Here is a 12,707-nt window from a genome sequence, read left to right as displayed (position 1 = left end):
TATGATGTGCACGCGCGGCCATAGCTCAGTTGGATAGAGTACAAGTTTCCGAAGCTTGGGGTCGTGGGTTCGATTCCCGCTGGCCGCACCAAATTCATAATAAAATCATTAACTTGGATTTTTTAAAATTCATTTTTTCCAAAATCAATGTACTTTTTGCATATAAGTTGTTTTGAAATGTCACAGTGACTTGCCAAAAAAATTGCATCGTCTTATATTAAAACTACAGTAGCTAGCAACACTAAGAGCTACGAAGTAGTTGGACGGATCATTGACAGCTAATTGAATTTGCAACGTTAAGTTCAAATAAAAAATCAGCACTAGCCATCCAACATAAAAGAACTCGCAGAAATGCGAGTTCTTGCTGTTATAGGCTTCTATATTTTATAACAGCATTTATTACATTACGTATAACAATCATAAATCTTCAATTTTTATTTTAACTCGACGTACACATCATATTTTTTCAAGTCTAAGGTCAGAGCATTCATCATTTTATCTGCATCGATATTGAATTGTTCAGAATTCAACTTTCTCAAATCTGTTCCATCAAAATAAGATATCGAGACGATTTCCCAATGCTGGATGACTTCAGTTTGCTGAATCTCTAAACTTTGCAGTTGCCACTGTTTGTCCATTTGCGGTGGAATGACACTACGAATAATCAATTGTGAAGTACATTCCAGAGGCGAATCAGGTGGGAAGGTAATGACCCAATTGCCGACTTTTTTAAGATGCGCAGGATGATCGTCTGGATGAAAAACTAAAATATGTGGCATTATTTCAGAACCTAAATAGCTCTATTTCATTGAAAATTAGATTTAAAACTATATGACTTTGGTAGAGAAATGCCATGCAAATAATCCTAACATTAGGCATATCAATTGGTTGTTTAGTATCAGTTAATTGATTTATCAGGTGATTTTTCAATTCGTTTATGCATCAGTAAAATACTATTTAGAATAGTCTAAAACAAAATAAGTCTTAAAATTTCACGCTGGATTAAGCCGTTGCAGTGAAAAATTTATTTGATGCAAAATTCGATTCAGTTCTTTGGGCGGAATGCGAGTTTCTTGTAACTGGGTAATCCATTGCATCTGGCATAATTTGAGCGCACGAATATCCTCTGATCCTTGAATGCGCAGAATCAGTTGTTTTGCCATGAGTCCGCAGTATTTTTGCAGCAGTTGCGCCATTAAATATTTAACATCATCAAAATCCAGAGCGACTAAATCTTCAAATTTAGGTTCAACTTCTATAGGTGAGTTAGGTTGAACGATTTGTTCTTCACTGAGTCGTACAGCTTGTGGTCTAGGTTCCGTAATTTCTAATTGAATAGGCTGTTGAGGTTCTTTTGTCAGACGATGGGTAAAAACATTTTGCTGTGCTGTATGCAGTGTTTGAAGCGATGTAGTTTGAATTGGATCGGTTGTTTCAGCCAAAGACTGAATACTTGACGCCATAATTAGCCCCATTTCGCTTAACTGTTCAATCAGTTCTGGCGGGGCAAGGCGCTGTTTGAAGATTTCGTTCATGGAGTCAAAATCTTCAGTTCCGATAAGAACCAGCAAGCGACGCTGTCTTGCATTTAATGGCAAGCTACGTTGTTTTAGTGCGTCATGTCCTAATTGTGTTTTAGAATAGTGAATCATGTCTTAATTTATTCCATGAGATAAATTAAGCAGACTATACTGCGTGAAAATTACACTATTGTTAAAATTTAATTACAAATCATAGAATTATAATGTGACCAAATTCGTATTTTCTAATGCCTTGCGTAGGTAGGGATCAAGCTCATCTTGACGCAGTAACCATTGGATATAGTCCGCAGGCAAATCTGTGATATTGGTACCGCGATGTTTGCCAAAGTTAATGCTTCGTGGAATTCTCGCATCTTCAGAAGCGGCATAAAGTTCTTCAATACTGTTAATATTTAGTTGATGAACAATGTGCATTAAAATGTTGGCAGTCAGAATAATGTCCATATCTGCACGATGTGCTTTTTTAATCATTTCTCGGGCTTTTTCACTGCCTTTGCTGATCATGTAAATTAAGGCTGAAATATTATGTGCTTCAGCATCGGGCCAAACGCGACGCGCCAGTGCTAATGTGCAGATTGCTTTAATTGAACTGGTATCGACACCACATTTTTCAATGGCGCGAATATCATAATCGACATTATGACCAATAATATATTGTGTATCGGTTGGGAGGATAAAACTACTGTAGTGAGGTCGGTCTATTAGGTCAGATTCTAAAATATGATGTACTGCCATAGCTGCAAAAGAGATCGGCTCATCGACGCTATAGAGTTGGTCAAATAATTTGGACTTATCCAAAGTCAGTTTGCCGTTTTCGACTTCAATAGGTGCATATGCAATTTCGATGGGTTGACCATTTAAGGTATGAGTTTCTGTATCCAAAATAATGGCATGCATATAAAAATCCTAAAGTGCAGCAGAATGCCTCAATTTAACATTTTCGGGACTTATGAAACAAATTTAATGTGTTGATGGGCTTTGATTGTGGAAGATAAATGCTGAAAGCTGTTTAAGATTTATGTTGTCCAAATTGAAATAAAATTGAACAAGATGATAAAAAAGAGTAAAAATAAAACGTTGCTAAGAATGAAGCAAAAAACAATAAAAACTGAATAAGGATATAAACGATGCAGAGAAGAATACTGATCGCCGTTTTGACCAGTACGGCTATGCTATTAAGTGCGTGTAATGATGATCATGACTCTTATAATTCGGGGGATAACATTCCCAAAAACAACATTGCAAATCCTGTTGTTTCTACACCAACACTTTATAATCTAACTGACATGTCTGCGACAGCAGGTGAAAGTGTGGTCATGACTTATAAAATGCTCGGCATTAATAATGAAGAAGTACAAGCCACGGCTTTGGTCTTTACACCAAAAACAGCACCGCCTGCTAAAGGTTGGCCAATAGTGGTTTGGGCGCATGGTACAACTGGAGTTGCGGATATTTGTGCGCCTAGTCGTAGTCAATTAAATAGCTATATTAAATCGATGATTGATGGTTTATTAACAGCAGGCTATGTAGTCGTTGCTCCAGATTACGAAGGTCTGGGTGAGCCTGCAAATAATGAATTACATCCTTTTTTAAATGTAAAAAGTGAAGCATTTTCAATTACTGATGCAGTTGTCGCTGCACGAAATTATTTGGGTAATAAAGTATCGAATCGTTGGATGACTGTTGGGCATTCACAAGGTGGGCATGCTGCTTTGAGTGCAGCGCAATATCAATCGAGAGCACAACTGGATTATAAAGGAACCGTGGCGGTTGCACCTGCTTCCAATCTTGAGTTGATTTTGTTGGCAGGCGAGAGTCTTGCGGCTCAACAAACCGATTTAACTGATAAAATTACCACGTTGGCTTCCTTAGATACATTTACAGCTTTAATTACCGCAGGCTTACGTAATCAAAATCCAACCCTGCAATACAGCCAAGTGTTTAAGTCCCCAACCGACCAAATTGCCGACAATGCTGAAACGGATTGTTATATCTCTTTAGGACAGGAATTTGGTTTAGGTATGCAAGCTTATGCACAAACGCATGCTGGAGACATTAGTAACTACCCGCGAACACAAAGTGGTTTTATGACCTTATCTCCAGTGAAAAAGTTCTTAGATATAGATTCACAACCCCTTCAGGTTAAAATAAGTACGCCTATTATTATTTATCAAGGTGCTGCCGATACTACAGTTCCAAAACTGGCAACCGATAGTTTATTAGATGGAGATGCTGCTAAAAACTCTCCGATTACCTATAGAACCAATACGACTTGGGATCATGGTACGGCTTATGTGCTAAATATTCCGAATATTTTGATAGACGTACAAACATTAATGCCAATTCAATAAGTTGAGTTGAACAAAAGAAGCTTATGTTTTTTTATCAACATGAGCTTTTTTATGTAAAACTGAGCAAACTTCATTCTCAATATTTGCAAACTTCGTGCTACAATACGCGCCAATCTTAGCACGGCTTAAAAGCCCTAAATACATAGGACCTCGCTAATGTTTGCCAATATCTCTATTGCTGAATTTGATCCAGAATTAGCTCAAGCAATTTCTAACGAAGACGCTCGTCAGGAAGCTCACATTGAGTTAATCGCATCAGAAAACTATTGCTCACCAGCAGTAATGGAAGCTCAAGGATCAAAACTCACTAACAAATATGCAGAAGGCTACCCAGGCAAACGCTACTATGGCGGTTGTGAATATGTAGACGTAATTGAACAATTAGCAATTGACCGTGCTAAAGAGCTTTTTGGTGCAGATTACGCAAACGTGCAACCACACGCAGGTTCACAAGCAAACTCTGCTGTTTACTTAGCGCTTCTTAACCCAGGTGATACTGTTTTAGGCATGAGCTTGGCTCACGGTGGTCACTTGACTCACGGTGCTAAAGTTAGCTTCTCTGGTAAAACATATAATGCAATTCAGTACGGTCTAAACCCAGAAACTGGCGAGATCGATTATGAAGAAGTTGAGCGTTTAGCCGTTGAACACAAGCCACGTATGATCGTTGCTGGTTTCTCTGCATATAGCCAAATCGTTGATTGGCAACGTTTCCGTGACATCGCGGACAAGGTTGGTGCTTACCTATTTGTAGACATGGCACACGTTGCTGGTCTAGTTGCTGCGGGCGTTTACCCAAGCCCAGTGCAAATTGCTGACGTAACGACGACGACGACTCACAAAACACTTCGTGGTCCACGTTCTGGTTTAATCTTGGCAAAAGCGAATGAAGAAATTGAGAAAAAACTTCAATCAGCAGTATTCCCAGGAAACCAAGGTGGTCCATTAGTTCATGCGATTGCAGCTAAAGCAATTTGCTTTAAAGAAGCGATGGCACCTGAATACAAAGAATATCAACAACAAGTGGTTAAAAATGCTCAAGCGATGGCTGAAGTATTAATTGCTCGTGGTTATGATGTTGTTTCTGGTGGTACAGAAAACCACTTGTTCTTGTTATCTTTAATTAAACAAGACATTACTGGTAAAGATGCGGATGCTTGGTTAGGTGCTGCTCACATTACTGTGAACAAAAACTCAGTACCAAACGACCCACGTTCTCCGTTTGTTACTTCTGGTATTCGTATTGGTACACCAGCAGTCACGACTCGTGGTTTTGGTGAAGCAGAAGTTCGCGAATTGGCGGGCTGGATTGCTGACATTCTAGATTCAAAAGGTAGCGAAACTGTAATTGCAACAGTAAAAGCGAAAGTTGCAGCGGTATGTGCTAAATTCCCTGTATATGCAAAATAATTAGCAGTTTGCTTGAGAAGCCTCCCTCAAGGGGGGCTTTTTTTATATCTATACAAAATGCTTATCATCATCATTCTTCATTTTCTGTTATAAATAAATCAGTAAGTGAAAATAAAGAACAAACAAATCATTACTTCAACATGATCTTTTTAAAGAAGGACGGTTTTATGGACAAACCTACCATTATTGTTTCTGAACAAGACCTGAATCGTTTAGAAACCATGTTAGAACACCAATCAAAATTAACGCCGACTATGGAACATTTGGAAGAGGAGCTTGCGCGTGCAAATGTTGTTGCTCCGCAAGATGTTCCTGCCAATGTCGTGACCATGAATGCACGTGTTTTGGTGACCATTTCACCAGACACGACGGCTACAGAAATTACCTTGGTTTATCCGCATGATTTTCGTGGCGATAAAGGACAGGTGAATGTGCTTGCTCCCGTAGGTGCAGCAATTCTGGGACTCGCTGAGGGGCAGGAAATTGAATGGCCGCAACCTGATGGACATTTAATGAAGGTTAGAATCGAACGCGTATTGTATCAACCTGAACGTGAAGGCGATTATTTATAAGTTTGGCACTTAACGCATGGAATTAGGTCAAATCTGATCTGTCGAAAAGTCATCATAATGCTATGATGGCTTTTTTATGAAATCTTAGAATTTATCTCTAGATTGATTCTTTAAACTGTTGTGGAAAGGCGTTTTTATGCGTGGTTTATACCTCATTACCAATGATGATCCGTTAAATGTATTGCTAGAAAAATTACACGCAGCTTTGGCAACTGGACAGATTGCAATTCTTCAATATCGCCGTAAAAAAATAAGTCAGGCGGATCAGCCAGTAGAAGTAGAGCAAATTAAAGCAGTATGCGAGCAGTATGCTGTGCCTTTTGTGATTAATGATGATTTGGCTCTTGCACAACAATACGGATTGGGTGTGCATTTAGGGCAGGATGATGGTGAAATTGCTGATGCAGTTGCTCGTTTGCCACAAGGGGTAATTATTGGCCGTACCTGTTTAAATTCTTTAGCCTTAGCAGAAAAGGCGATTTCGGAAGGTGCGACTTATGTGGCATTTGGTGCCGTCTATGCAACTGCAACCAAGCCAGAAGCAGGGAATGTGGGGATTGAAGTGATTGCTCAGGCGAGGCAGAAATTTGCAGTGCCTATTTGTGCAATTGGTGGTTTAAGCGTTGAAAATTCAGGGCTTGTGATCACCAAAGGTGCGGACCTTTGCGCAGTAATTAGTGATATATTAGCGCTGAATGTAGCTGACATCCCATCCCGTGTGCATGCATGGGCACAGTTATTTGCTAAAACTGCATAATGTTGTAAGTCGATTATTTTCTATTTAGGTTGAGTAAATTCATGAGCTTATCTCCAAAGCAAGAACAACTATTTAAACAAGCCAGTAAACATATTCCAGGTGGTGTGAATTCGCCTGTACGTGCATTTAATAGTGTGGGGGGGACACCCATCTTTATTGAAAAAGCGCAAGGGGCTTATTTGTTTGATGTGGATGGTAAGCGTTATGTGGATTATGTTGGTTCTTGGGGGCCAATGATTCTTGGACATGCACATCCAGCCATTATTAAAGCAGTTCAAGAAGCTGCGGTGGATGGTTTGAGTTTTGGTGCACCAACAGTACATGAAACCACTTTGGCTGATGTGATTTGTGAAATTATGCCATCGATTGAAATGGTGCGTATGACCAACTCAGGTACTGAAGCAACCATGACGGCGATTCGTTTGGCACGTGGTTATACAGGCCGTGACAAAATTGTAAAATTTGAAGGCTGTTACCATGGTCATTCTGACTCATTATTGGTAAAAGCGGGTTCAGGCTTATTAACGACAGGTGAAGGAGAAGCAACTTCTGCGGGTGTCCCTGCCGATTTTGCCAAACATACCTTAACCTTACCGTATAACGACATTGCAACCTTAAAAGAGTGTTTTGCTAAATTTGGTGCTGAAATTGCGGGTGTAATTGTAGAACCTGTAGCGGGCAACATGAACTTGGTAAAACCTGTTGAAGGTTTCTTACAAGCCATTCGTGAAGTCTGTGATGAACATGGTTCTGTGTTCATTATTGATGAAGTAATGACGGGTTTCCGTGTTGGTTTAGGTGGTGCACAGGCGCATTATGGCGTAACACCAGATTTAACCACTTTAGGTAAAATTATTGGTGCAGGTTTACCCGTTGGTGCTTTTGGCGGTAAACGCGAAGTCATGCAATGTATTGCCCCTTTAGGTAAAGTGTACCAAGCGGGTACATTGTCGGGTAATCCACTCGCAATGCGTGCAGGCATTGAAATGTTCAAACATTTACGCCAACCTGGTTTCTATGAAAACTTAACAGCTCAGTTAGAAAAGCTTTTGGCGGGATTACAGCAAGAAGCTGATGCTGCCGGTATTCCTTTCAAAACTCAACAAGCGGGTGCTATGTTTGGTCTTTACTTTACCGATCAAGAAGACATCACTAGTTTTGATTCAATGCTGAAATGTGATATTGCTGCATTCCGTAAATTTTTCCATGGTATGTTAGACCGTGGTGTGAACTTGGCGCCATCGGCATTTGAAGCAGGCTTCATTTCAAGTGCGCATAGCGATGAAGATATTGCATTTACTATTCAGGCTGCAAAAGAAACCTTTGCTGAAATGAAAGCATAAGACGCAGTGATCGTTCAAAAAGCCTGTGACTATGTTGCAGGCTTTTTTATGTAAGGAAAATTGATGAAAACCAAATATTGTTTAGAGTTGGCTGATGCTGAATTGATCTTAAATGCAGCCCATGTGTATGCCTTACAACATGGTTTTGCGGTGAGTATCGCGGTCGTTGATGAAACAGGCTGTTTGTTGAGTATGAAGCGTATGGATGGAGCATCTCCAATGACTGCGCGATTGTGCCATGAAAAAGCACAATGTTCGGCCATCAGTAAACGTCCGACCAAATTGTTTGAAGATTTAATTCGTAATGGACAAGACGGATTTTTAACGGTGGAGAGCCTTACGGGAATGCTTGAAGGGGGAGAACCCATTTTATATCAAGGGGAACTCATTGGGGCGATAGGAATTTCAGGTGTTAAAGCATTTCAGGATGCAGAAATTGCTCAATATGCCTTTGAGCAATTTTTGGCACAGGTTCAGCTTTAAGCTTTCTCAGCATTCCCCTAAATGATTCGACTTGAATTTTTTTAAGAGGAATGAACGCTGTACTTTACATCAAATTTTTTGGTCATCGATTCTTTTTAGTCAAGCATTCTTGGTGAGGTAAATATTAAAGTAGCGATTAAAGAGACAGCGTTGAATTCACAATGCTAAAGCACAGGATGTTCCCATTTGAGAGTTAGAGTGAATATACTTGCTTAAAACTATTGGAGATCAAAGCTTTAGAATCGACTGATTGAATGAGTACGTAGATGTGTATTGAGAGCAATTTTGCGTGAGATTTGGCACAGGATTTAAAAGCCTATGTTGTTGATTTTATGATGGTGGTGCGTTTAGGTAAATTATGTCGTGCCAATTATGTCCATATTCATCATCAAGCTGTGAAGCAAAGCATAACTGTCAGAAAAATGATTCAGTGCAGGGCTCATAATTCTGAATGTGAGTGAAATCGAACTTTTTTGGATAAAATCGTAAAAAACGCTGACTTTTGTCGATTTTTGCATTGTAATTTATAAAGGAGCTTCTTATTATTGCCCGCTTGTTTGCACAGTCAGCTTGGAATATCTCTTGAGTCAATTTCTGAATGAACATCTGATCCACCGTGATGAGGATTTTATGGTAATCCATAAACCCGCGGGGATTCTTACAGTCCCAGGAAAAACGGCTGACTTACAAGACTGTGTGATTAATCGGTTGCTCCAAGAGGAGCCGAGAACCTTGTTGATTCATCGTCTAGATCGAGATACCTCGGGTATTTTGGTCTTTGCACTTTCTAAATTCGGACAAAACCGAATTTCACGTCAGTTTCAAGAACGCCAAACGTCAAAAATTTATCAAGCTGTGGTGGCTGGACACTTGCAAGGTGAGGGAACTGTAGATGTACCTGTGGTATATGATCCATCACGTCCTCCGTTGCATATTGCTGACCCAAGTCATAACAAACCAGCCCTAACTCATTGGAAGGCGACCGAACATTTTGAAATGCAAGGTCAGCCTGTGACCCGTGTAGAACTAACACCGATTACAGGGCGTTCGCATCAGCTTCGTGTACACATGCAATATTTGGGACATCCTATTGTAGGGGATACGTTGTATGCCACGCCAGAGCAACTGTTATTGGATCGCTTGTGCCTACATGCCGAGCGTTTAAGTTTTCTACATCCTAAAACAGAGCAGTTAGTTGAATTCTACTGCCCAGTACCGTTTTAAGACGAAAAAAATACGTTTCAGATTCGAATAAGCCCACTTTTTTAGTGAGCTTTATGTCAAAATATATTGCTTAAAGCCATGAATTTTTGTTCAAATAATATTCTCTTTTGAGCAATTATTTCTTGGTCTACATTTGAGATAAAGGTGGAAAAATTGCAGCAGTTTGCTATTGGTCAACGTTGGTTATCTGACACAGAAACAGAGCTTGGCTTAGGGGTATTAATTGACGTTGATGAACGATCGATTAGCATCTTATTCCCAAAAAGCGACGAAACGCGAGTATATGCCCGAAACAATGCCCCTTTATCTCGTATCGTATTTAATACGAATGATGAAGTGCATGATCAGGAAGGAACGCAATGGCTGGTTGAGTCATTGGAGCATAATCATGGTGTAGTACGTTATGCTGTTGTGCGTAGCTTAGAAGATGGTACGCAAGAACGTAAAACCCTGAATGAAACCCGTATTGGCGCTCAAATTCAATTATCTAAGCCTTTAGATCGATTATTGGCAAGCCAAATTGACTATAAAGAATGGTATGACCTGCGTATTGAAGCGATGCTGATGCAAGCCAATATGCAAAGCAGCCCATTACGTGGTTTGGTTGGTGCACGTGTAGGTTTAATTCCACATCAACTTTATATTGCACATGAAGTGGGTAAGCGTTTTGCACCGCGTGTTTTACTGGCCGATGAAGTAGGTCTGGGGAAAACCATTGAAGCGGGTTTAATTATCCATCAACAATTAAAAACAGGCCGCTCTGAACGGATTCTGATTTTAGTTCCTGATTCATTACAGTATCAGTGGATGATTGAAATGCGCCGTCGTTTCAATTTAGCCTTCTCTATTTTTGATTTAACACGTACCGCGTCTATTAAAGAACACGACCCTGAACTCAATCCATTCTTGACTGAGCAATGCATTATTGCCAGCGTTGACTTGATGATTGACCATGATGACTTACGTGAACAAGCATTAGAAGCTGGTTTCGATTTGTTGGTTGTGGACGAAGCTCATCACTTAATGTGGAATGAGGAAGAAGGTGGCAATGATCGTTATGATTTGGTCGAAGAACTAGCCGAACAAACTCCAGGTGTCTTACTGTTAACGGCAACGCCAGAGCAACTGGGTGTTGAAAGTCATTTTGCGCGTTTACGCTTGCTCGATCCGCAACGTTTTAGCTCATTAGAGCGCTTCTTGGATGAAGAAGAAAAGTATCAACATACTGCAAAAATTGCAGAAGTGCTGATGTCTGATTTACCTCTAGAAGATAGCCATTTAATGGCAATTGAACAGTTATTGGGTCACCGTATTAGCGATGAACCAGAACAACGTTTCCGTGCAATCCATGAATTACTTGACCGTCATGGTACAGGTCGTATTTTATTCCGTAATACCCGTGAAGCCATTCAAGGTTTCCCGGGACGTGATTGTCAACCTGCACCACTTCCAGCACCAGAAAACTGGTCTAAAGATGGCAAATTGCGTGAGCAAATGTGGCCTGAAGAAGCACAGCTTGATGGTGCTTGGATGGAATTCGACCCACGTGTGGGCTGGCTCATGGAAATGCTACGTACCCAGTTAAAACACAAAAAAGTGTTGTTGATTGCGCGTAGCGGTCCTGTAGTCGAAGCTTTGGAAAATGCGTTGCGTTTACATGCGGGCATTCGTACTGCCATGTTCCACGAAGGCATGAGTTTGCTTGAGCGTGACCAAGCGGCAGCTTATTTTGCTGAAGATTCTTATGGTGCACAGATTTTACTCTGTTCTGAAATTGGTTCAGAAGGTCGTAATTTCCAATTTGCATCGGACTTGGTTTTATTTGACTTACCTGCCAACCCCGACGTATTAGAGCAGCGTATTGGTCGTTTAGACCGTATTGGTCAAGAAAACCGTATTCAAATCCATGTGCCATACCTAGAAGGTACTGCGCAAGAGCGTATGTTCCGTTGGTATAACGAAGCGCTGAATATTTTTAGTAATATTTCGCCGACGGCACAAACGCTACAAGAAAACTTTATTGTTCATTTAAAAGACTGTTTGCTTGCAGATATGGGTCAACAGTTCGAAGATTTGCTTGAAGAAGTCAGTGTACAACGTGAAGCATTAGAAGCGGAACTACAAGCAGGGCGTGACCGCCTACTTGAATACAATTCATGCCGTCCGATTGTGGCACAAGAAATTGTGCAAGCACTTGAAGATTATGATGACAATACCACTTTGCCAATGTTTATGAAGCGCTTTATGGCTTCAACCAACATTGATTTTGATGAGCAAAGCAATGGTACGGTTATTATTAAACCGACAGATCAAATGCAAGTTCAGGGCTTAACCTTGGACGAAGACGGAATGACTGCGACGTTCTATCGAGATCAAGCCCAAGTCCGTGAAGATGCACAATATTTGACTTTGGAGCATCCATTCACTGAAAGTGTGATGGAAATGATCAATACGCAGGCCTTTGGTAGTACCAATGTTGCGATTTTAAAGTCAAATGCATTAAAACAAGGTTCAATTCTGTTAGAAGTTTGGTTCAAGGTCGATGTAATTGCACCGAAAGCATTGAACTTGCCATCAAGCTTGCCACAACAATTGATTCGCGTATTACTCAGTGAAACTGGGCAAGATTTGTCGATGAAGATCGAGCCAAGCATCCTTAAGCCGTATTTACATCATTTAGACAGCAACAGCTGCCGTCAAGTGGTGAAAGCACGTCGTGATGTGATTGAAGAACGTTATCAACAAGCCTTGAATATTGCCAAAACTGCTTTGCCAGAAATGAAGCAGCAAGCCAAAGAAATTTATGGTGGAAAATGGCAATATGAAATTGACCGCTTAAGCTACTTGAAGCAATTTAATCCAAGTATTCGCGAAGATGAAATTACACGCTTGCAAAAATTGCAAAAAGAAGGCATTGCTTTATTGGATGGTTTATCTGTAACTCCAGACGCCATTCAAGTATTGGTTGTGGTTAAACCATAAGGTTTAACTTCGATTTAGCCAATAAAAAAGCACCTGACGGTGCT

11 protein-coding genes and 1 tRNA gene are annotated in these 12,707 nt (G+C 40.4%); 9 read left to right on the top strand and 3 right to left on the bottom strand.

Annotation, left to right across the window (positions count from 1 at the left end; translation table 11 throughout):
- Positions 1–14 precede the first annotated feature (14 nt).
- A tRNA-Arg gene (locus E0H94_RS07195) sits at positions 15–91 on the top strand.
- Between the two features lie 343 nt (positions 92–434).
- On the opposite strand, the gene E0H94_RS07190 is transcribed toward E0H94_RS07195, so the two are convergent.
- The 3 genes from E0H94_RS07190 to E0H94_RS07180 all read right to left on the bottom strand — a co-directional run bounded on the left by E0H94_RS07190 (position 435) and on the right by E0H94_RS07180 (position 2,438).
- Positions 435–779: a hypothetical protein gene (locus E0H94_RS07190; protein ID WP_131325772.1), complete on the bottom strand. Its 345-nt coding sequence runs from the start codon at positions 777–779 to the stop codon at positions 435–437.
- 213 nt (positions 780–992) lie between these two features.
- A complete protein-coding gene (locus E0H94_RS07185; RefSeq protein ID WP_131325771.1) occupies positions 993–1,652 on the bottom strand; it encodes a hypothetical protein in 660 nt (219 codons plus the stop codon).
- Between the two features lie 87 nt (positions 1,653–1,739).
- On the bottom strand, positions 1,740–2,438 hold the full coding sequence (locus E0H94_RS07180) for a DUF3820 family protein (RefSeq protein WP_131325770.1): 699 nt from the start codon (positions 2,436–2,438) through the stop codon (positions 1,740–1,742).
- Positions 2,439–2,668: 230 nt separating this feature from the next.
- Between E0H94_RS07180 and E0H94_RS07175 the strand changes: the two genes are divergently transcribed.
- From E0H94_RS07175 to rapA, 8 genes are all read left to right on the top strand, one after another.
- Positions 2,669–3,892 carry an alpha/beta hydrolase gene (locus tag E0H94_RS07175; protein ID WP_131325769.1) on the top strand — a complete coding sequence of 408 codons (1,224 nt, stop codon included), beginning with the start codon at positions 2,669–2,671 and terminating at the stop codon, positions 3,890–3,892.
- A gap of 156 nt (positions 3,893–4,048) precedes the next feature.
- A complete protein-coding gene (gene glyA, locus E0H94_RS07170) occupies positions 4,049–5,302 on the top strand; it encodes a serine hydroxymethyltransferase (protein WP_131325768.1) in 1,254 nt (417 codons plus the stop codon).
- A 167-nt stretch (positions 5,303–5,469) separates the two neighbouring features.
- Positions 5,470–5,874, top strand: coding sequence for a nucleoside diphosphate kinase regulator (gene rnk / locus E0H94_RS07165; protein ID WP_131325767.1), 405 nt, complete (start codon positions 5,470–5,472; stop codon positions 5,872–5,874).
- Between the two features lie 136 nt (positions 5,875–6,010).
- The gene (gene thiE / locus E0H94_RS07160; protein WP_131325766.1) at positions 6,011–6,631 is read left to right on the top strand and encodes a thiamine phosphate synthase; all 621 of its coding nucleotides are present in this window, start codon (positions 6,011–6,013) and stop codon (positions 6,629–6,631) included.
- 41 nt (positions 6,632–6,672) lie between these two features.
- Positions 6,673–7,974, top strand: coding sequence for a glutamate-1-semialdehyde 2,1-aminomutase (gene hemL / locus E0H94_RS07155; protein ID WP_131325765.1), 1,302 nt, complete (start codon positions 6,673–6,675; stop codon positions 7,972–7,974).
- Between the two features lie 63 nt (positions 7,975–8,037).
- Complete coding sequence (locus E0H94_RS07150) at positions 8,038–8,457, top strand: GlcG/HbpS family heme-binding protein (RefSeq protein ID WP_131325764.1); 420 nt, start codon at positions 8,038–8,040, stop codon at positions 8,455–8,457.
- A 582-nt stretch (positions 8,458–9,039) separates the two neighbouring features.
- Positions 9,040–9,681: an RluA family pseudouridine synthase gene (locus E0H94_RS07145; RefSeq protein ID WP_116761709.1), complete on the top strand. Its 642-nt coding sequence runs from the start codon at positions 9,040–9,042 to the stop codon at positions 9,679–9,681.
- A gap of 144 nt (positions 9,682–9,825) precedes the next feature.
- A complete protein-coding gene (gene rapA / locus E0H94_RS07140) occupies positions 9,826–12,663 on the top strand; it encodes an RNA polymerase-associated protein RapA (RefSeq protein WP_131325763.1) in 2,838 nt (945 codons plus the stop codon).
- Positions 12,664–12,707: the final 44 nt, after the last annotated feature.

Origin of the sequence: Acinetobacter sp. ANC 4173, from assembly GCF_004331255.1 — a bacterium.
Lineage (GTDB): Bacteria > Pseudomonadota > Gammaproteobacteria > Pseudomonadales > Moraxellaceae > Acinetobacter.
The sequence above is the reverse complement of the archived record's forward strand: the minus strand, read 5'-3'. Positions and strand labels throughout refer to the sequence as shown.